Annotated in this window: 22 protein-coding genes and 1 pseudogene; 2 read left to right on the plus strand and 21 right to left on the minus strand. The window is 34.9% G+C overall.

Translation table 11 applies throughout. The annotated features are described in order from the left end of the window. Window positions 1-22 precede the first annotated feature (22 nt). From JNUCC83_RS08780 to JNUCC83_RS08810, 7 genes and pseudogenes are all read right to left on the minus strand, one after another. Window positions 23-565: a recombinase family protein gene (locus JNUCC83_RS08780; protein WP_454459664.1), complete on the minus strand. Its 543-nt coding sequence runs from the start codon at window positions 563-565 to the stop codon at window positions 23-25. A gap of 470 nt (window positions 566-1,035) precedes the next feature. Next, the gene (locus JNUCC83_RS08785) at window positions 1,036-2,142 is read right to left on the minus strand and encodes a tyrosine-type recombinase/integrase (RefSeq protein WP_454459665.1); all 1,107 of its coding nucleotides are present in this window, start codon (window positions 2,140-2,142) and stop codon (window positions 1,036-1,038) included. A gap of 403 nt (window positions 2,143-2,545) precedes the next feature. Then, a pseudogene (locus JNUCC83_RS08790) lies at window positions 2,546-4,203 on the minus strand (recombinase family protein). Next, a complete protein-coding gene (locus tag JNUCC83_RS08795) occupies window positions 4,172-5,545 on the minus strand; it encodes a recombinase family protein (RefSeq protein WP_454459666.1) in 1,374 nt (457 codons plus the stop codon). The pseudogene JNUCC83_RS08790 and the gene JNUCC83_RS08795 overlap by 32 nt, the downstream one beginning before the upstream one ends. Window positions 5,546-5,773: 228 nt before the next feature. Further along, entirely contained in the window at window positions 5,774-6,193 is a 420-nt protein-coding gene (locus tag JNUCC83_RS08800) for a ribonuclease H family protein (RefSeq protein WP_454459667.1), read from the minus strand. A 51-nt stretch (window positions 6,194-6,244) separates the two neighbouring features. After that, a complete protein-coding gene (locus tag JNUCC83_RS08805) occupies window positions 6,245-7,906 on the minus strand; it encodes a DUF927 domain-containing protein (protein ID WP_454459668.1) in 1,662 nt (553 codons plus the stop codon). Then, a complete protein-coding gene (locus JNUCC83_RS08810) occupies window positions 7,899-8,279 on the minus strand; it encodes a hypothetical protein (protein ID WP_454459669.1) in 381 nt (126 codons plus the stop codon). Before JNUCC83_RS08810 ends, JNUCC83_RS08805 begins: the two co-directional genes overlap by 8 nt. A 258-nt stretch (window positions 8,280-8,537) precedes the next feature. On the opposite strand from JNUCC83_RS08810, the gene JNUCC83_RS08815 reads away from it, so the two are divergent. Beyond that, window positions 8,538-9,815: a hypothetical protein gene (locus JNUCC83_RS08815; RefSeq protein WP_454459670.1), complete on the plus strand. Its 1,278-nt coding sequence runs from the start codon at window positions 8,538-8,540 to the stop codon at window positions 9,813-9,815. Window positions 9,816-9,933: 118 nt separating this feature from the next. Here the strand turns inward: JNUCC83_RS08815 and JNUCC83_RS08820 are convergent, their stop codons facing one another. From JNUCC83_RS08820 to rlmH, 9 genes are all read right to left on the minus strand, one after another. Beyond that, window positions 9,934-10,593, minus strand: a complete 660-nt coding sequence (locus JNUCC83_RS08820) for a hypothetical protein (RefSeq protein WP_454459671.1) — start codon at window positions 10,591-10,593, stop codon at window positions 9,934-9,936. Then, a complete protein-coding gene (locus tag JNUCC83_RS08825) occupies window positions 10,593-11,129 on the minus strand; it encodes a hypothetical protein (protein WP_454459672.1) in 537 nt (178 codons plus the stop codon). Before JNUCC83_RS08825 ends, JNUCC83_RS08820 begins: the two co-directional genes overlap by 1 nt. A gap of 25 nt (window positions 11,130-11,154) precedes the next feature. Next, complete coding sequence (locus JNUCC83_RS08830; RefSeq protein ID WP_454459673.1) at window positions 11,155-11,481, minus strand: hypothetical protein; 327 nt, start codon at window positions 11,479-11,481, stop codon at window positions 11,155-11,157. A gap of 50 nt (window positions 11,482-11,531) precedes the next feature. After that, window positions 11,532-11,897, minus strand: coding sequence for a hypothetical protein (locus tag JNUCC83_RS08835; RefSeq protein WP_454459674.1), 366 nt, complete (start codon window positions 11,895-11,897; stop codon window positions 11,532-11,534). Window positions 11,898-12,173: 276 nt separating this feature from the next. Then, on the minus strand, window positions 12,174-12,461 hold the full coding sequence (locus JNUCC83_RS08840; protein WP_454459675.1) for a hypothetical protein: 288 nt from the start codon (window positions 12,459-12,461) through the stop codon (window positions 12,174-12,176). A 40-nt stretch (window positions 12,462-12,501) separates the two neighbouring features. Then, a complete protein-coding gene (locus tag JNUCC83_RS08845; protein WP_454459676.1) occupies window positions 12,502-12,957 on the minus strand; it encodes a JAB domain-containing protein in 456 nt (151 codons plus the stop codon). 12 nt (window positions 12,958-12,969) lie between these two features. Then, complete coding sequence (locus JNUCC83_RS08850; protein WP_454459677.1) at window positions 12,970-13,494, minus strand: DUF1643 domain-containing protein; 525 nt, start codon at window positions 13,492-13,494, stop codon at window positions 12,970-12,972. A 199-nt stretch (window positions 13,495-13,693) separates the two neighbouring features. After that, entirely contained in the window at window positions 13,694-13,828 is a 135-nt protein-coding gene (locus tag JNUCC83_RS08855; protein WP_454459678.1) for a DUF960 domain-containing protein, read from the minus strand. Window positions 13,829-13,988: 160 nt separating this feature from the next. Next, window positions 13,989-14,468 (minus strand): 23S rRNA (pseudouridine(1915)-N(3))-methyltransferase RlmH, encoded by a 480-nt coding sequence (gene rlmH / locus JNUCC83_RS08860; RefSeq protein WP_454459679.1) that lies wholly within the window; start codon window positions 14,466-14,468, stop codon window positions 13,989-13,991. A 318-nt stretch (window positions 14,469-14,786) separates the two neighbouring features. Here rlmH and JNUCC83_RS08865 point away from each other — a divergent pair, with 318 nt between their 5' ends. Next, the gene (locus tag JNUCC83_RS08865) at window positions 14,787-16,148 is read left to right on the plus strand and encodes a S1C family serine protease (RefSeq protein WP_454459680.1); all 1,362 of its coding nucleotides are present in this window, start codon (window positions 14,787-14,789) and stop codon (window positions 16,146-16,148) included. Between the two features lie 50 nt (window positions 16,149-16,198). On the opposite strand, the gene JNUCC83_RS08870 is transcribed toward JNUCC83_RS08865, so the two are convergent. From JNUCC83_RS08870 to yycF, 5 genes are read right to left on the minus strand one after another with little or no spacing between them, the layout of a single operon-like run. After that, a complete protein-coding gene (locus JNUCC83_RS08870) occupies window positions 16,199-17,002 on the minus strand; it encodes an MBL fold metallo-hydrolase (protein ID WP_454459681.1) in 804 nt (267 codons plus the stop codon). 24 nt (window positions 17,003-17,026) lie between these two features. Then, the gene (locus JNUCC83_RS08875) at window positions 17,027-17,860 is read right to left on the minus strand and encodes a two-component system regulatory protein YycI (RefSeq protein ID WP_454459682.1); all 834 of its coding nucleotides are present in this window, start codon (window positions 17,858-17,860) and stop codon (window positions 17,027-17,029) included. Next, window positions 17,860-19,155 carry a YycH family regulatory protein gene (locus JNUCC83_RS08880; RefSeq protein WP_454459683.1) on the minus strand — a complete coding sequence of 432 codons (1,296 nt, stop codon included), beginning with the start codon at window positions 19,153-19,155 and terminating at the stop codon, window positions 17,860-17,862. The genes JNUCC83_RS08875 and JNUCC83_RS08880 overlap by 1 nt, the downstream gene beginning before the upstream one ends. Beyond that, entirely contained in the window at window positions 19,152-20,978 is a 1,827-nt protein-coding gene (walK, locus tag JNUCC83_RS08885) for a cell wall metabolism sensor histidine kinase WalK (protein WP_454459684.1), read from the minus strand. Before walK ends, JNUCC83_RS08880 begins: the two co-directional genes overlap by 4 nt. 12 nt (window positions 20,979-20,990) lie before the next feature. Then, on the minus strand, window positions 20,991-21,695 hold the full coding sequence (gene yycF / locus JNUCC83_RS08890; RefSeq protein WP_454459685.1) for a response regulator YycF: 705 nt from the start codon (window positions 21,693-21,695) through the stop codon (window positions 20,991-20,993). Window positions 21,696-21,728 lie beyond the last annotated feature (33 nt).

A 21,728-nucleotide genomic window follows, 5' to 3' on the forward strand; every position in this document is an offset into this window, starting at 1 on the left:
CTAAAATTGTTTTTTCTTTTTATTAATCAATCGTCATCTGATTGACATACTTATGAACGGTGGATATCGATACACCACATATCTCAGAAATTTCACGTAAAGTTGCATATTCTTTTCTCAGCTGAATTATTCGATCAATCGTTTCCTGGTCAACTGTTGGTCTTCCTAATTGTTGTCCCGATACTTTCAATTCATCTAATTTCCGCTTGATTTTGTCACTAGTAATTTGGCTATGAAGCCTATTAATAGCTGACAAAATATCTTGAAATAAATAACGATCCGTTGTATTTATATTGTCATGAATACTCCTCAACTCTGCTTCTTTTACTGTAATACGTTGAATTATCTCCGCCAGTTCACTAAGTCCCTTTCCAAGCGACAAAAGACTGACAACCATTACTGTATCGCCTTTAACTAGCTGGTCTAATAACCTATCCAGTTCAGCATTTGATGCCAAACCTGTTTGTTCGATAAACAATGTGTCACAACCACAAGTCATTAACAAGGTGAACTGAGAAATAGTCTCTTCCGGATAACCTTTGCGTACATACCCAAATACAGTCATATCATCTTACAGTCCCATCTTCTTATAAAATAAACCAATTAAACAAACACGGTGTCCTTTTCCAACTTAACCAAATTATGATAGACTTAAAAAAGGAGTTACCTAGTTAAATGACGACTAGCGACAATAAGAATGTCTAAGAGAGAAATAAACTTATGTCACAAAAAAATAGTATTAACGAACAAATAGTGATAAAAAATTTTTCTTAGTATTTATAATACTGAGATAGTCCTATAATCTATTGTAAATAAACTATTTTTTAAATTAATTTGACTAAACTGACGGCTTAAAAAAAAAGAAGATGATGAAATTAAACTGTCAAATACCTTTTTTCTTCTGGTTATTTTTTTAATCTCTGATCTACTTCATTCACAAAACGAAAAAAGGGTCATTTTACAGATAGCGCTTTCATTTTTATTCATTAGTAGTGTATCTTTCCATATTTTCAAAAAAAATAGGGAGAAATATAGCTACTTGCTTCGGTCCATTTGTTGAATCACTCGTTGACGTTCTTCTATAAATGAATCTGTGTACACTTCTAGTGTCGTTTTTGATGAAGAATGCCCTAATAGTTGACTTACTGATGCCACATCTGCACTTGCTTCAATACATCGCGTCGCAAATGTATGCCTTAAATGATGAAAATGTGTTTTAATTAAGTCACATTTTTGTCGAATGCGAGAAAAATAATAATTAATTAGTCGAGGTTCCGTAGGTCCTTGCCTCTTGGAGCACACATAGGCTCCACTTGACTGTTTCTTCCAACGTTTCAAGTATTTGTATACAGTGAAGCTCATGGGAACCGTCCGAATGGAATGATCTGTCTTTGGGTAATCAATCGACAACTGTGTTTTAGTTTTATCAGTTTGTTGTTGAATCCGTTGGAGGGTTCGCCGAACATGAATCGTTCGTGATTCTAAATCAACGTCTTCCCATCGGAGCGCTGAAATCTCACCAATCCGTAAACCTGAATTTAAAGCCAGTAATACTGGTAAACCTTGATACAAAGGGACCGATTTAGCCGTGTCTTCCAATTTTTTTTGAGCGGATTTAGCTAAAGAATGCGGCTGCTTTCTTTTTTTCTTTGGGAGAATAATTCCCTGACAGGGAATTTGAGTCATTAGAGTTCGGTCACAAGCATCTTTCAACGATTTTTTTAGAATTTGATACAGCACGTGAATTGTAGAAGCCTCTAATGACTGACTTTTCCACTGATAAATTATAGACTGAATATGAGTTGAAGTTAATTGATTAAGTGGCATATGTCCCAGTATTGGGAAAACGTATTGTTTCAATTTATACTTGTAGGTACAATAAGTTGAAGGCTTTAATCTTTTCTTACATGCCAATAGCCACTTCTCGGCCCACTCTATATAGCTGATAACACACTCACCTTGTGTGTCGATAATATCTTGATAATATAAGGCATGACGGTGCAATTGGTCTTTGACTTCTTTGTATCGCTTGCCATAAATATAGCCGTACTTTAAAGAACCATTGGCTTTTCTACCTTTTTTATATCGTCCTTCCCAACGACCATCTTTTCTTTTGTAAATATTTTCACCTTTTTTCACCATTCTAAATTCCTTTCTTTTTTGACGGCTTTACCGACGGTTTTTACGAATTACATAAAGCCGTCTAAAACTACACAGTTATTAGTCAATAATTCCAATATGAACTATTATCAGTAGCTACTAAAAAAAATAATAAATAAGGGTTGTTTTTTTTATACACTTTATATATAATAATTGTATTGAAATACATCAATTTCTTGGTATTATAAATACCAAGAAATTGACTGTCTTTTATTTTTATATATTACCTCAAGCATTTAAAAATTAAATGCTTTTTTTATATTCTCAAAATAATGACCTGGATAAGGTCATCATTTTGAGCTGAGCATAATAAAAATAACCAACTAATAATGAGCAATCTATCAGTCGCCAGAAAAGATTTTTCTGACAACAATCGTTTCATTTTTTATAATACCAACCTCATTCTACACAGATGTACAAAAATAGCCATATCTCCACGAGATATGGCTTCTTGATAGATGGTATTCAGTTGATTGACGATGGCTTCATCAAAGTAAAGGTGTAACTTAAAGTGGTCCTTCGTCTCTTTGTTAAACGTGATTTCTTTGATGAAAGATTGATAGACTTGTTTAATTTCATTCTTTGAACTTTTGTTTATAAATTGTTGAATCGCTTCTAATATCAGACTAATATCTGTGACTTGAATCGGTTGATTCTTTGTTTAAGACGTTCTAACTCTCGTTGACGTTGTTGAATCATAATGGAGTCACTCTCTAGCCGTTCTAAGCGTTCTTTCAATTCTGAATACAGCTCAGGTGTATCATCCAACACTTGCTGCCATTTTGCTTGTTTCGTTTGAATTTCAACAAGTTGCTGCTGTAATATTTGTGATTCTTGATTAGCTTGACGAACCTGTTGGTTGATTTCCTTATTCAACGCATCAACTAATCCTTTCAGTATCTCAGGTACTTGTATGACTTCTTGGAGTCTATCCGCCACAAACTGTTCAGCCTTATCAGCTCTCACAGAGTTCGCATGACAGATACTTGCTCCCTTATTTCGAAAGTTAGCACAAGAGTAGTATCGTATCCGCTTCTTCGTTCCATCCTTTAAGGTATTGGTTGTGTTGCTTGCTGCCATTGGTCCACCACACTCTGGACATCTGAGTAAACCTGTCAAAAGATTTTCTCCTCGCTCGTTCCACTGCGGCTGTTTCTTGGCTACTTTCATGCGTGTCTGGACACTCTCAAATAGGTCTTTGTCAACAATTGGCTCATGATTCCCCTCAACCACTATCGGTTGAGGATTCTTTCCTTTTCGTCTCTTCTCTTCCCAATTGACGTACTTCGCATATTCTAAATAACCACCATACGTTTTATTCATCAAAATATCTTTAACGGCCACAGTTGAAAATGAATTACCTTTCACTGTTTGATAACCTAAACGGTTTAAATCATTCGCTATCGCTCGATAGCCTTTTCCATTTGCGTAGTCTTGATAGATTTTTCTCACAATCACAGCTTCCTCTTCTTGAATCGCTAATTGTTTTCGACCTTCATCATCTACAGTACTCACATACCCCAACATACGACCGCCCGCAAATCGTTTTTGATCTCGCACCAATGACCGCATTGCCAGTTGAACATTCTCACTGATTTGATTTCGCTCGAATTCACCAAACGACCCCAATAGTTGAAGCATTAATCGTCCTGTACTCGTACTAATATCAAACTGTTCACTAATCGAGTAAAAGCTCACATTATGTTTATAGAGTTCTTCTGTGGTATTTAAGATATCTCGATTATTACGACCTAAACGAGAGAGTTTCCACACAATCACCATATCAAATAAGTTTTCTCTTGCATCTGTCATCATACGCTGAAAAGCTGGACGATTCTCTGTCCGTTTTCCACTAATTCCTTCATCCGCATAAACGTCATACACATCATACCCTCGTTGTAAACAAAATTGACGAATGACTTGTTCTTGTGCAGCTAATGAATACCCATGAACCGCTTGTTCTGTCGTTGATACTCTTAGATAGAGTGCTGCCTTTGGTTGGTCTAATGAATCAGACAACGTCTGATTGAATCCGAATGCCATATAAAAGAACCTCCTTTATTTGTTTATCTGGTGTGACTTGTACGTGATCAATATAAGACCACATGACGTCTTGAATAGTATTGTCAGATAGATGGAGTAATTGAGTTACTCTCTCTTCTAATTGTTCTTCAGTCAATGTGATAGAGATCACACTCTCTAATTGTCTTGTCATCAAGTCTAATTGTTGAACCATTTCTTCTTTGGATAGTGCTCCTTGTTCATATTGATTAAGTACGTGAGACTTCTGTTTCCTCAAATCACTCACGGTTGCCTCTTTTTGATTCGCTACTTGTGATAGCTGTTTCTGTAGTTCATCCAGTGCCGTGAGATTATCTGTCTCTGTCAGATACGTTTTAATAGAGTTTAGTACCTCTAGTTCTATCTTTGATGCATCCAATCGATAGCCTGTACAGTCTTCATGACCACACGCATAATAATGATAAGTATGTTGGTAGATACTATCACTTTGCATTTTTGGACTTAGCTTTCTATCACAATACGGGCAGGAAATTTTCTTTCTTAGAGGATACTCTCGTGTATCTCTCTTCTTTGGTCGACGACGTGTTCGTTTTTCTGTGGCTTGTTGAAAGATATCTGGGTGAATGATCGGTATCACATCATGTGACAGGTATGGTGTTAGATTCTTACTGTTGTGTCCTATTTGTCCAATATAAATGGGATGGCGTAAAATAGCGGCAATATGATGTTTCTTGAATGGTTTACCTCGAAAGGTCTTTCCTTCCTTTTGAAGTTGTTGGACAATTTTTTGATAACCCATTGAAGTGGACGTGTAGAGAGAAAAAATGTGTCGGACAACCGTCGTTTCAGATGGATGAGGAACAATCTTTCCTTCTTGATAGCGATACCCAAAGGGGACTTTTGCACTCAATACTTTCTTTTCTAACTTCTTCTGTGCTAATCCTTGATTGATATTTTCTATCGTGACACTCCGTGTGAACTCAGCTAATGAAAAAAGAATTTGAACAAACAACAATTGAGCGGCTTGTTTGTCACCTAAAGAAGAAGGTATCGGCTCTAACACCGATACCACTTCAACATGATATGTCTGACATAATTCAAGGAAATCAAGCGCATTGGAAACATTTCGGGAAAGTCGATCATATCGTGTGACATAGAGCGTTCTTGATTGTGTCGAAGACGTTATCCAGTCAGTCAATCTAGCAAAATCTGGACGATTGATCGTACTTCCTGAAAGACCATCGTCAATGAACCACTTGGATATATCGTGTTTGACATGTTGTTGAATGACTTCCTTTTGCATCTCAATCGATACCTTATAGTCTCTTCGAACCGAGGTTCGACAATAGGCTACATTCATCATCCATGCCTCCTCTACCTAATACTGCCCCACTTTCCCACCAAAATGGAAATCACATACTATTTTTCACTATATCTATTCGACTATCTATCTATTTTTAGATAGATCTTTTTCAAAAAGGTGGGGTAGGTGGGGCTACAAACTAATCCATTAAGTTTTTTGATTTTTCTTCAATAGTAATTAAAAATGGCAATAACTTATGAGCCATTTCTTCTAGAAATTGTTCTTCTATCATTGTCTTTCTGATCCCCTTCTAGCTAATTTTTTTGCATGAGAAAAATGATGATTTGTTTGTCCTTGTAATGCTGAAAATGTCACTGTCACGTCTTCTTTCAATTTATAAAACATATAGTGGTAAACTTTGGAGACCTCACTATTTAGTTGAATTTCTCCAGATATCCATTTTTCTATTCCTTCATACGAATAATGCAAAATAATATGAGAATAGTCGTTCTTGTTAGCATAGCCTAAGGCTTGGAGTACAGCAGCAACCTCTCCTCCCATTTGTCTGCTCGCAATATACTTTTCGTTCGTTCCTTTTCCATATCGTGTATAAATGGCCTGCCCATCTTCCACAACAACATAGGACCAACCATATTGAGTCAGTGATTCGTTCCAAGATCCCGCTACATAAATATCTATATTTTTCATTTTTGTCCCTCCTATTAATTTCCTCCAAAAGATTGGAGGAAATATATTATTTTAGTGTAAATCGATGTTTACTTTAATAATGTAAAAACGACGTGTTCCTACTTTTTTTGATAAGTGCTTTTGATCATTATCAGTTAAAAGTAGTTTTCTCACTTTTAACTCCTTCAAAAAAGATTGCATGTCAGGCAACTCTAACTGATTAGTAATTTCTTTTAGCATCTCTCTGGTCAAATAAACGAATAAATTGCTATTCTCACTTTTAATTTGACCAAATGTTTTATTCGAGTTTTTAGCAGCTTTTTCATCAATTGAAAAACTGTCTTGATTTACCTCGACCCAGTTACAGAACTTTTCGTAGGCCACTAAAGAGTAGTCTAATTTTTCTCTTGCTGCATTTAAGTTTTCCGCTACTAACTCATTGATACCATCTACGTCAAAATTAAAGTCAAAAATTTCATTTACCAAGAGTGCTGTTTGTGGGATACATTTCAGTACTTTGAGGTATCGATTGAGCTTATTTGATAAGTTCTTTGGTTCTAATTCTGTAGGAAAGCCATTCTGGTAAAATGATTTTAAAGCATCGTTATCTATCTGCAAAAGCTCGGTTGCAAAAGAAGTTGCAATATGTCCGTAATTTTCACTAACAGCGCATTTTAATTCATCAGAATGTTCCGAACTTTTTGTAAACGTTAGATTACTCCACTCAATGCAGCGTAACTGAGCACCGCCACTTGATGTCAATTTATCAAGTATTGAAATTTCACCTGTTCCAATTGCACAACAGCTAAATGAATCTCCAATGATTACATTGCCTTCGCTCGTTCCCCTTGACTTGCTCTGCCCATTAGCCAATGTATAAATCAAGGACGTTTTTTTAATACTAGTTGTGCTGCCCAGGTCATCTAATCCCAGTACAAATCCATTCATCTTAGTTGCTAAGGATATCGTTGCATTATCCGTTGTTAAAAACGGTTGAATAAAGGATTTTGTCATTCTAGGATTAGGACACCCAAAAGGGGACACTGCTGCCATCAATGCTGTTGTTTTGCCAGAACTTGAATCATTCAGCAGGTAATAGATAGGCGTGTATAAATCAAGTCCTAGTTTTTCTTGATCCATTTTAATGGTAATCGCTGTTAAGCCAAGAATATACGCTAACTGAAGAGGGACATGTGGTTGGATCAATCTCTTAACCATGGACAATTCCTCTTCTAAAGTCCCTTTGGTCCCTATCAAAAATTTGTCTTTAATCGCCGTAGACAGCACATCGCCATCCTCTACTCCAACAAATTGAAGCTTATTATTTAAATAATTAAACCCTAGCTGTGAGACGATTTTTTTGGCAGTGAGCTCACTAGCAATTAATTGCAATGCATTGCTTAATGCTTTAGCTGTTTCATGATTGACAGGTACTCCTTTGGCAGCTAGCATGCCAATTTTTTGAGGGAGAATGGCTTCAAACGGGACTCTAATAGACTTAATATGACTTTCAAATTTGTACGAAAGCAATAATTCTAAACTATCATCCTCACCTATATACTTCTCTTCAATGGTTAAGAAATCTAATGACAATTTTTTTACTCCTTTGTCTCCCCTAACATTGCCCCAAATTGCATTCTGATTAATTGAATAATCAGAATTGCCAATGGGCAAGAAATTTTCTTTTTCAAGTGTTTTTAATTCACTATATGTGTACGGATTAGTGTTAGACATGATCTACGCCTCCTACCTCAGTGGGATAATTAAACAGTTGCAGTTGATTAAGTAACACCAAACAATGAAAATTTAGAAAGTTTTCATAACGACCCATTGATGATTTATAAATCACCATAACTCGTTCACCAAGTAACTTACTGAAATCTAGAACGTTTTTCTCCCAGCAAAACGAACCAACACTTGCTATAAGATTGCTATAGACGTATTGATTGCTCAAATCAAAAGTAAGCCAATCAGTATTTCTACTAAGATTCAGTTCATACTCAAACTTAACCACAATCGTCAATTGCGTCCCAACCAATTCAATTGACGTAACTGTACCCGACAACACCTCAACATATGCATTTGGACATTCAAACAATGGAATCATAAATAGAATTACCTCCTAATTTTTATTTGTAATAGCTACTACTTTGCTCTCTTAAGATATATCAAGTATAAATCATTATAGAGAGGCAAGAAATTGCACATTTCTGGGATTTTGATTATTCTTAATAAAAAAGGAGGTAAATTTATGCAACAATTTGAATCATTGTCTAAAGGTTTTTCTTCAAATTACTTTCAAAATGGAGGGTTTGGTTCTATAAGTGGAAAGTTAAATCAGATGGAGGATTTCAGGTAAAAATTAATGGAAGAACACGGAGATATATTTAAACGCGTTGAAGAATGTTTACCTAGAATGATGGGTAAATCAATCGCTGAAAATTACTATACTGAATTAGACTTCATATCAGCATTACAGTTTGTTTCGAAAAAGCTTTTTGTAACGTATGAAGAGAAAGTAAAATTTAAAAAAATATTAAATGATTTAAATCAATCTGTTGGTGATGGTATGCCCTTTGTTACAACCGATATCGGCATTAATACTTATATTAATCTATTTAGACAACTCAAGAAGAGTGTCGGTAACAATGGAAAACACATGACAGATGATTTAAAAAATATTAACATTACTGAATTTAATGAATTAATGGCTATCTGTGAATTATATATAAATACTAGAGACTCTCCAGAAATTAAAAAAACAAGAAAAGCCTACAAAGCATACCTAAAGAAAAATAAAAATACTTCAAAAAATTCAAGAATCAATTTTAAATCTTTTAAACTTTTATACAACTATTTCGAAAATAAAATAAATAAAACACCTTATGAGAGTACAGAATTATACAAATTAGAACGCGAAATGAATTTTTATCAGAAAAAAACAATTTATGCCGCTGCTGCTCTAATTCCAATACTCTTTGAAAAAAGGAAGCACTATAATTCTGTAACAAATGTCTCAGAAATTGAAATCGAAGAATGTCAAAAATTTCTAATAACCTTATCTAATATCCTTATTATGTTCAGCCCACTAATAATTTTTAATCAATACTTTATTATGTATTATCTGTTGCCTTGCAGTTTAGATTATTTAAGAATCCTAACCTACGTCTCAGAAAGCAATACAACTGAAAACCTTCTAGAATCTAATGTAGAAAAGATTCTTAGACAATTTTCTGATGCATATCAATCAGATGGTATTACTGCTGTAGATTATATTTCGGACATGACACTAATTACCTTTAAATTTATAGTAAACATTATTCAATATAGAAAAGATATACAAGAACGATTTATTAATCTAAAAAACATTGATTACGAAACATATTATAATAACAATTTAAAATGTTATAATTTTAGAAACTCTTTTAAATTTAGAAATGATTTTTCAAAAAATATTTTTGAGTTTGATTCATTAAGCAATTTTCAAAACATTAATGGTGGTATGGCGGAAATCATCGCAGATATTGCTAATGAATATGAATTTTCTCAAAATATATTCATATATGAAAATAAACTCATTATTCATAAAAACTTCAACATGTCTAAAAAAGACATAATTAAAGCTTTATACAACAATAATTAAAATAACAAAAATACTGACTTATAAATCAAAAAATAGAAAAACCTCATAAAACCAATAAATTAAAATATTGATTTCATGAGGTTTTGTAAAAATAAGATTTTTAAGATAAAATAATTTTTCATCTCTCACTTCCATATACATCATCCGTTGATTTTACACTATCAGATGATTTCCACTGACTAACATCTTCTCCACCCTCAATATAGTTACCATTACTATCAAAGTCTTCGTTACCATCATATCTCGGGGTATTTCTCTCACTATGACGTTTTTCTCCGACTTCTTTTGATATAGTATTAAATACATCATCTGTTCTTTTTTCATAATACTTAATTTGATTGATTATTTCTTTAGTATCGATAGACATGCTATTCAATTCTTCTAACTTAGGTAGAATTTCAACCTCATAATATAACTCCTTTTTCTCTTCAGCCATATTAAGTCTGTCTTCTATTTCTGATAAAAGTATCAATGCATTATGATTATTATGATAAGTGTTGACTTCTTCTGATGTTAGTCCATTTCTATCTTGGTATTCCCACAACCATTCTTCTGTTGTAATGGCATTTATAAAGTCACCCTTCTTTATCTGTTTAAGATAATCTTTTTTTGCTTGATCAACTTCTTTAAACGAATGGAAGACATCATTATAATCTACAAACCCATTTTCTTGATTTTGAGAGTCTATACGATTTTCTGAGTAATCTTTGTTCTCTGATTTAGTACCACATCCAACTAAACTAGTCATCATAATGATATAGAGTATCAAACGTTTCACTATTTACCCTCCTCTTCTTTCTTTTTCTCACCTAGTCCAGATAAGTTTTTTTCTTTGATGGCTTGTTTGACACTCTCTTCTGTGACATTAAGATGAAAATAATCTATCACTCCTAAAGACAACACCACAATATTACTGATGAGATATAGCCAACCACTTAGTCCGTAACTTGATTTAAAGGACACTGCATACGATGCCACTGCCGCATTCCCTAATCCTACGGTATCTTTCACATTCAAGCGAATAACGATAAGAACTAATAGAGATGCAATTGGTAAGACAAATCGCCACAACGATTCTTTCTCTTTTAACTTATCAAATTGAGTCATCAATAGTAAAAGAACTGGTACTACCAACAAAACTAAACTATAAATAGTCGAGCCATTAAACAGTATATGATAACCTGAGATACCATAGGTATCTGTATACTTTCCATATGATTCTCCGTAAGTAATCAAACTGCCCACAAACAGTGTCACAATCATCACCACGCTGCATATCGTCCCAATTGTTTTCTTAGATAGATTTTGTTTCATATTTTAATACTCTCCCTTATCCCTATTATTTATGCCACATTGTTTTACGCCTTTGAATACGTTCTTCTAATATAATTCTAGCTGACCGTTTTTCATCTAGGCTATTCCCGTTATACATGATGTACTCTAATTCACTATCACTTAGTTTTCGATACTGATTGTGTCGATTAGCGATATCACGATTAATACCTCGATCTCTTTTCATAACTAATGCATACAAGCTGATTAATCCGACTAGTAAAGCAATCGGAACTTGCCACCACTTAAATTCCGTATCTAATTGGTCATTCACCCATGGTAAAATATACTTCACGATGATGTAGCCTATGGCTACTAAAAATAAGATGCCCATTCTCTTTCACTCCTATGTATCTTTACGTCTATTTATGAACTAAAATAGACTTAGTCATTCTCTTCTCCCTTTTCTGATCGTCTCTCTTCCAACCATTTTGTAATATAAACTAACTCCTCTTCCTCTACTCGATTAGATGTATTATCTTGTCGAATGTCACGCAAAAACCGTCGCATTTGGCGTTCTGAATAATCAAATTTTCTAGCTAACTGTTGAAGTTCTCGACTCGATAGTCGATGCCCTTTTTGTGTTTCTTTTTTAAGATACTGTTTCACATAATCCGCACTAATTAATTTGGTTGGAAATGTGATAGTCAAGCCTTTAAACTCCTGATATAGTCGTAACGCATCATCTAATGACGTGACCTTCGCAATTGTTTGATACACCTCATTCAAACTACTTAGTTCTTTCGTCACATAAAGTCACCCTCCTTCCCATCAATTAGTATCAGTGTATCGGGTTTCTTTGGCCATTGCCTGTTCGCTTGTCCACCCTATTGTCACTGACATTGACAACCTATTTGTCAGACAGTCATTCCATTAGCTTTTACTATCGATTAACCGAATCACCTCACAAATAATCGTTGTCCCTACAGTCAGACAAAGCTTTACCCATTGATTCATTTGCTGTCCTCCTTTTCAGTTAATGTCGCGATGACTTGTTTCAAACACGCTATAATCACTTGTCGATAGTTAGTCATTCCTATCACACTCCACGATAGTAGCTGCCACTAATTTAGGCCCTTGTAATAATCCATATAACACCTGAGATGAGTCTTTTAGCGGCATCACATACACGACATCTTCTACCCCATAACCATAAAAAGAGACCGTTAGGGTCTCTAATAATCTATCTAGACAATCGGTTGGTATTAACTCAGGCGATAGCTCGTCTTTTCCCAACTCAACGGTTTCTTCTGACCACTCCTCTTGCTTCGTTTGTTTCCCTGTTTCCTGTTCAAACCATTCTTTCCAATCCATTTTTCTGCCCCTTTCTTCACTTTCAATATATGACGGCTATTCAACCTAATTTTTGATGTTCACGAAATGAGTAGTAACACTTTTCTCCAATAATCAAATGGTCGAGTAATTCAATTCCCAATAACTCACTCGCTTTATAGAGTTTTTCCGTTAAACGTTCATCCGCTACAGACGGTGTTGGGTCACCACTCGGATGATTGTGTCCAATCATCAAACGAGTGGCATTTGATAATAAAACTGACTTTAATATATCTCGAGGTACTGCGATACTTTGATTTGCGGTACCAATATGAACCAAATGAACCACCGTTGGTTCATTTTTACTGTTTAAACCAATGCTCACTAAATGTTCTCTGTCCTTATTTTCTATGAATGGTCGAATCAATTCATACGCATCATCTGATGTTTGACAACGTCTTGGACCATACAACAGACTGGATTCTTTCACTAATGATAGGCTCACAATTGATACACGTTTACTTGGTAATAGAGTCATTCTTTTCTCTCCTTATAGTTTGATTTTTTTCAATGTCCATGGTTGATTTCGGATACTTGGAACAAGTGGATGAATAGGCCGATTATCGTCATCCACAATCGCCACCACTTTATGTTGGTTTGTTTTAGTTAATAAAGATAGAATCTCTTTCAACCGTTCCTGCGCAAATCCTTTTTGTGTCACCGCTGACCCACAGCCGATGATGATTTGTTGGACCTCTTTTTTGTTTAATACTTCTTTCAACAATTCATCTTCTGTTTCTCTATCCAATAATGTTTCAGATAGTTTCTTTGACGAATCAATTCCTGAGACAAGGTTCGCTACTAAATAGCCTTGATATCCCATCTCAACTACATGGTTTTGAATCAACATGGTAGTTAAGTCATTTTCTACCCCGCTCACTGAAACTGGCTTCAAGGTAATCACTGCGACAATCGCTTGATTTTCTGATCCCCATGTCCGTTGTAATAAGTATCGATTTTGTCTGTCATCACTCAAAAAAACTTCATTTTTTATCGTATGTGTTTCTACTTTCATCCTGTTTCCTCCTTAGTATTCTTCTGGTAGCAACATGGTTTGTACTTGTCCATCATCGATTGACCATATCTTTTTCACACTGAGTGAGCGGTACTCTTCAAACAAGTGAAGATGATATAGCTGTTTCACCTCAGGGTATTTCTTGGCGATGAACAATCGTTAATAGCTCGTGTTCAGTATCCACATCGAATTCAATGATTTATAGGTAATCCATTGTTGGATCATTATCTTTTGCCCGTTGTAAGATCAATTGCCAACAAAAGTATTGAAGTTGATAAGGTACCGCTTCTTGAACGCCTTTTGTCACGTAATACTCATTCTGTCTATCAAACATCTCTTTTCCTCCTTCTAATTTTGTGTACACCAAAAAGCCCAACAACCTAATAGATTGTTGGGCTCATAGTTATAATATATAATTGAAAACAAATTTATTACACCATGCGTCGACTCTACTCCTTGATATCAGAGAATACCAAAAATAAGAAAAAACCGCATCATTTATGATACGGTTCTCCATTATTTATTCTAAAGCATCGATAGATTTGTTCTGTTAAAACTAATTTCATGAGTTGATGTGGATAAGTTAAGCGTCCAAATGAGAGTTTTTCATCACTTCTTTTTAATACATCTGTGAATAACCCTAAAGAGCCACCGATAATAAACACAAATTGACTTTTTCCTCGGGTTGTTAATTTGTCTAATTCAGATGCGAATTCCTCAGAGGATAATTGCTTACCCTCTATAGCTAAGGCAAAGACATAATCTTGGTCACTTACCTTACTTAAAATACGTTGTCCTTCCTTTTCTTTTACTTGCTCCATCTCTATTTGACTAAGGGTTTCTGGTGCTTTCTCATCCGGAACTTCAATCATCTCTAATTTGCAGTATCTACTTAATCGCTTGCTATATTCTTCTATTCCCTGTTTTAAATATTTCTCTTTTAATTTACCTACAGTGATAATTTTTATTTTCATTTTTTATCATCCATTCTTGTCATTTTTTCATCTGAAAAGTTATCCACATCTATCCACAGTTTTACACACATAGAAAAAATTATTTTGATGTGTTTTTTGCCACTTATACACATTTACGTGGATAAACATTGTTGATAACTATCGACTTATGCACAAATTCATAATTTTTCCTTACATTCACCTTTTCTTCATAGTTTAAAAAAATATCTTAAGATTTTCAAGTATTGTTCAATAATAGTCACTAAAATTAGACTAATGACTCAATCTTATCTTATAATAAGTTAAAGTTAAACATAAACTAGAAGGAGGATGACATCTATGAGAAAAGACGTCACACCAAACGAAGAACAAAAAAGAGAAACTCTACATAAAAAAAATAATCAACCTGGAACAAACCAATCATTATTTAAACGATTTGGCATCTCTTTAGCTGCAGGGGCATTGGGAGGATTACTTGTTGTTGGAGGATATACTGTTGCAACAAATCAAGGTTCCTCTAGCTCAACATCTAATTCAACTAATACTACCCAAGTACAAAAAGGCAAAACAACAGTAAGTAATGTCAACGTCAACGTGGAATCTGAAGTCACAAAAGCAGTTGAAAAAGTATCAGATGCAGTTGTTTCAGTTACGACTTTACAAAAAAGTAGCTCTGAAATGTCAGAAATAGAAAAAATATTTGGTCGTTCTTCCAATACACAAGAATCTGAAGGAGAGCTACAAGAATCCGGTGAAGGAAGTGGCGTTATCTACCGCAAAGATAATGGAAAAGCCTACATTGTAACCAATAACCATGTTGTCACTGGAGCTGATGCGGTAAGCGTCATGCTAAACAGTGGTAAAAAAGTGGATGCTAAAATTGTTGGAACAGATACATATAGTGATTTAGCTGTTTTAGAAATTTCTGATAAAGATGTTACCACTGTTGCTGAATTTGGTAACTCAAATAACATTAAAGTAGGAGAAACTGTGTTGGCTATTGGTTCTCCTCTAGGTTCAACTTTTGCAAACTCAGTATCTCAAGGGATTATCTCTGCAAAAGACCGTATGATTAGTAACCAAACATCTGATGGACAAATCATTAATAGTAAAGCCATTCAAACAGATGCTGCAATCAACCCTGGTAACTCAGGTGGGGCATTAATCAACACAGCTGGACAAGTCATCGGTATTAACTCAAGCAAAATCGCCTCAGCTGCTTCTGGTGTGAGCGCCGAAGGAATGGGATTTGCTATTCCGAGCAATGAAGTAGTGAATATCATTAACCAACTTGAACAAGGCAAGTCTGTTGTCCGACCAATGCTTGGTATTAAAATGGTCAACTTAAACTTACTAAGTAGTGAAGACAGAAAAAATGTCTTGAAATTAGATGATAAAATTGTCAATGGTGTCGTTGTCGCTTCAGTTGAAAAAGACACACCTGCTGCCAAAGCTGGATTAAAACAATATGATGTTATTACGCAAATTGATGGCAAAGATATCTCTAGTACTGCTGAATTACAATCCATTCTATACTCTAAAAATATTGGCGATAAAATGGAATTAACCTTATACCGTAACGGAAAAGAGGAAAAAGCAACAGTCAACTTAACAGAGGATTCAAGCAAACTAGAAGCACAACAACAAAAAGAACAAGAACAGAAAACAGAACAAAGTTCTAATACTAATTCATTTAATTAAAAGAAAACTCCTGACAAGATGATAACATAATCGTCTTGTCAGGAGTTTATTTATATTGCAAATAAATCACAGGCTTTTTCTGGATCGGTATCCATAATTTTTATTTGACCTCCAGCATCAATGTCATGTTGCTGTAGTATGCCGGTGACTGTCATATTTGCTAACTCTTTCATGTTGTTTTCTTTACTTAAATGACCTAGATATATATGCTTCGTTCTATCACCAATAATTTCAGCCGCTGTCAATGCCCCATCTTCATTAGATAAATGCCCCATGTCACCTAAAATACGTTGTTTCGTGTTCCAAGGGTATCTTCCCATACGTAACATATTTGGATCATGGTTACTCTCCAATAAATAAGCATCGGCATTTTTTATCACACCTTTAACGTGTTCACTACAATACCCAGTATCTGTTAAAACCACAAATGATTTTCCATCTTTATAAAAACGATAAAACTGTGGGGCAATCGCGTCATGAGACACACCAAAACTTTCAATATCCATGTCACCTAATGTCATCACTTTTCCCATGTCAAAAATATTACGTTGTTCAAATGGAACATCTCCTATCGATTTTTCCATTGCTTGCCACGTCAACTCGTTCGCATAAATATCTAGATGGTACTTTCTGGCTAACACACCCACGCCATGAATGTGGTCCCGATGCTCATGTGTCACAAGTATCGCATCCAAATCATTTGGCGTACGATCGATGGATGCTAATAAATTAGTTATTTTTTTTCCGCTAAGTCCAGCATCAACCAAAATTTTTCGTTGCGCTGTTTCAATGTACAATGAATTTCCCGTGCTTCCACTTGCAAGCACACTAATATTAAAACTTGATTCTGACAATCTAACATGCATCCTTCCTACTAACTACTTATTAATTACCTCAGACACAGACGAAGAGATGACGGCATTAGTAAATGCATTTATACGTTCTGTTTGTGTCACATTCTTACTACTTTCTACAGAAATAAACCAAGCTGGAATATAAACATTTTTCCCGCGCACAGTAAATATGCGTGTATAACCTAAATGAATCCATTTAATTTTATCTCCAGATTGTATCCGGTTATTTGTATACAAACTAATGACAGCATCTCTTTCGCTAATCACACTCTGTATTTCACGCAAAGGTTCGATGCGACTGATATGTGTCTGTTTATAGCTTGATATTTGATCCGTTTCATACTTATCTTGCGACACGATAACGGATAATTGAGCTGTTTCATCATAAAAAGGAATTCCTTCATATGTTTGATTATAAATATAATTTTTTAAAGAAATCGTCTCTTCTTCATTTAACTCATAATCTTTACCATATAAAACATTAGCAGGATTTTTAATGAATTGATTCACCGATTCGACATCTTTCGACTTTTTAATCATCGCGTCAGAGTGTGACATCACTTGACTAGTTAGTTGATTATTAGTCACTTGCCAAGATTGATCTTTTAATTGCTCACGCGCATCCGCAACAAGCTCATCCTCTTCAGCTGATAAGTAATACCCCTCTTTTTTTGCTCTTGACAACTTGTCTGGAACGTCAATTCGATCAGCCTTTAATCTCTCTTCTAAATTTTCTGAGATACTACCTGATGAAATATAGTCTTGTGCTTCTTTTCCTTCTTGATAAATATAATATAAGAACATATTTAGAAATAGAAATACGATAAAAAAGATGCCTTCCACTCGTCTAAAATCCATTAAGTTCGGCCCCCTTTAATCAACGTTTCCTCTAACTTTTCTTGCGTCATCCACATATTATCATATTTAATATACCAAGAAGGCACTAGATCAATGGCCTGTTGTGTTTCTTTATTTTGCTCCCACTTATAGCCTATCTGAATATCAGTAATTTTTGACATGTCTGCCCCGTGTTCTTTGAGACTATCCACCAATTCCTGAGTGGGAACGAGTGTCACAGAATCATCAGATGGAAGTGGTATTTGCAACGTGTCTTGATTTGCCTTAATAAAGACATTTTTATTTTGAATTGTTGTAGCCATACTTCCTTTCATGTTTTCGCCAAACACTGGAAATCCTTCCACATAATTACGGTAAATAACTTCATTGCCTGAATCAGAAAAATAGCGTAAATTACCTAAAGAAGTTCCCATGTCCTCAACATACTGAAATGTTTCATAATACAGTTGATTGACATCATTTGAAAAATCTTCTTTTAATTTACCAAAATAGTTGACTTCACCAGTATTACTATCAATTGTCAACGACTCACCTTCACTATTAGACAGGCTTAAATTATCTCCTTCATTAGAAAACAAATCATTTGGCTGGTTAAAAAATCCACGTGAAAAGGTCGTAAACGATTGCGTCGCGATAATGTAACTATAAGTTTTTAATTTGGCACTATCAGCTAAGTAATAGATACCTGCCACATTTAGTTCATCTGTTGGTAAAAAGGCATTAACATAATTATTACTATCAGCATCCAAGATTGAAGTAATGCTGGCCATATTACCTTTCACATCCACTTCAACTCCTGTTTTATTATGATAATCAACAAAATAGAGCTTGTTGTCATTAAGTGATACCACTAGCCAACTAAACATTAAGTTTTTACTATCCTGAGGTAGTTTAGCTGATAAGTTGTTCATTGTAATAAATAACGATGCTGGAATTGGACTAGGATAGACTAAGTTAAATAAATTACTTTGACTAGTAACATTGTCAACTTGTATCTTATCCATTGTTCTTGCAGAACCAAACTCTAAAGACACTATTTTCTCATGCAGACTCGTCATCGTAGACTCTTTATTTGTGTATAGAAAATGATCGCCATTACCATGATGATAAAATAATTTGGTTGGCATATACACATCCGTCATATCTTTTTTTTGTACGATTGCTTTGACTTTATCTGTTCGATCTTGAATGCCTCGATTGGCTGGATTCGTCCATATTTTCCAAGACAAAAACAAACTTAGTAATACCATTGCTATGGTACCTATTTTTAAAAAATGCTCTCCCATTTTGCTCATTCCCATAGATCCTCCTCGTAAGGTTCATAAGGTAGTGAAATAAAGAATGTTGAGCCTTTATTTTCCTCACTTTCAGCCCAAATATTACCACCATGAGCCAGTATTGATTCTTTTGAAATAGCTAAACCAAGACCTGAACCACCCATTGCACGAGAACGGGCTTTATCCACTCGGAAGAAACGATCAAATACACGGCCTAAGTTCTGCTTTGGAATACCTAATCCCTCATCAGAAATGCTTAAAACCACATTTTTATGTGTTTCTAGTAATCGACAGGTAATTGTTCCACCATCTGGTGAGTATTTCATGGCATTATTTAGGATATTATCCAATACTTGAATGATGCGATCAGTATCAATATCAACCCAAATAGCTCGCTGAGTGAACTCTCTTTTTATCACATAATTTTTATCGCTATCTTTAATAAGCATATCAAAACGATCTAACACATAGTTAAACATCTCATTCAAGTTGACTAACTCTTTTTGTAGTTCAATTTTATTTGAATCCATACGAGACAACTGAAGTAGGTCATTAATCATACGAATCATACGGTTAGTTTCTTCTTGAGTAACTTTTAAAAATTCAGGAGCGACTTCTGGGTCTTGCCAAGCACCATCTGCCAAGGCTTCAATATAACTTTTCATACTTGTTAGAGGTGTTCTTAGCTCATGAGACACATTAGAGACAAACTGGCGCCGCTCTTCCTCATCTTTTTCTTTTTTCGTCACATCGTGTAGCACACATACCAATCCACTAATAAAACCAGACTCACGACGAATCATTGAAAATTCCGCACGAATCAATACTGTCTCGCTAAATTCTTCACTAAAATCAAGTAAGATATCTTCCTGAACTTCAAGCAAATCTCTAAAACCATACTCATCTTCCAATTTTAATAATTCTAAAATGGACTGATTAATCACATCTTCTGTACCAATACGGAGTAAGTTAAGAGCTGTGTCGTTGATTAAGATAATATTACCACGTCTATCCGTCCCAATAACCCCATCAGACATGTGTGTTAATACGCTATCTAATCGACGTCGCTCAGCATCCATCGTTTCTTGTGTCTCTTTGACACGATAAGACAACTCATTAAACGTTTCTCCCAACTGCCCTAACTCATCTTTTCCATATACTTCAACTTGACCAGAATAATCACCGTTTGCAATACGATCAGCTTGTTCTTTCATCTCTCCAATTGGTTTAGTAATGGTTCTTGACACCAGTAGAGCTATAAGAAGTGTAAACATCAAAGCAATCATCGACGCATAAAAAAATATTAATGTGATGTCGCTAACTTGCTGATACTTGCTTTCAATATTACTTTTGACATATAACGAACCAATCACTGTATCCCCTGTAGGAGAATAGATTTGCTCGATATTTATAAATACTCGCTGTCCTGTTTGGGGATCTGTTCGTTCTTCTTTTTTCTGATTAAATGAATTAAATAATTCATAATCATTTTTCTTCCCTACATCCCCTTGAAGATTAGGGTCACTTGTTGCGATGACAATCCCTTTATCATCCACCAAACGGACTTCTAAAATATCATTTTTTGAAAATTCATCTAATATTCGTTTTAAATTTGATTCTTGTTGCGAGTCATCTTTTTTACTAATTTCAGAACTAAGATTTGTCGCAAGTGTCTCCACTTGATTTGTTATATTGTATTCAAAAGTTTGAATAGTAGATGTTTCTAGTACTCTAATAAAAATAGCCCCTATAATTTCAATCGAAATCATCAACAGCAACACGAAAACGAGTGCTATTTTAAAATGAACAGATGAAAAAAAGGAGATTCTCTTTTTTTTCATGATATGACTCACCTAATCTTGTTCTGGATTTCTAAGATAGTAGCCTACACCACGACGAGTAATCAACCAGTTTGGATGACTAGCGTTATCTTCAATTTTTTCTCTTAAACGTCTCACTGTGACATCAACAGTACGCACATCACCAAAGTAATCATATCCCCAAACAGTTTGAAGAAGATGCTCACGTGTCATGACTTGACCAATATGTTTTGCTAAATAGTGCAATAATTCAAATTCACGGTGAGTCAACTCAATCGTTTCTCCGCGTTTTGAGACAACATAAGCATCTGGATGAATGGTTAATGCACCAATTGTCAACTCATTACTTGGTGCTTCTTCTATTTTAGCAGTCGTATTATCATGACGACGTAAATTAGCTTTCACACGTGCTACCAACTCCCGGTTAGAAAATGGTTTAGTAACATAATCATCTGCCCCTAATTCTAAACCTAACACTTTATCAATTTCAGAGTCTTTTGCTGTAACCATAATAATTGGTGTATCGTATTTTTTACGTACATCTCGGCACACTTCCAGGCCATCTTTTTTTGGTAACATCAAATCGAGAATAATCAAATCAGGTGTTACCTCATCAACCATTCCTACGGCTTCCTCACCATCAAAGGCAGTAAATACTTCGTAACCTTCTTTGGTTAAATTAAACTTTACTATATCTGAAATTGGCTTCTCATCATCTACAACTAATATTTTTTTCACTATCCGTCACCGTCCTTATACGTTCTATTTTTC

Source organism: Vagococcus sp. JNUCC 83, from assembly GCF_053667615.1.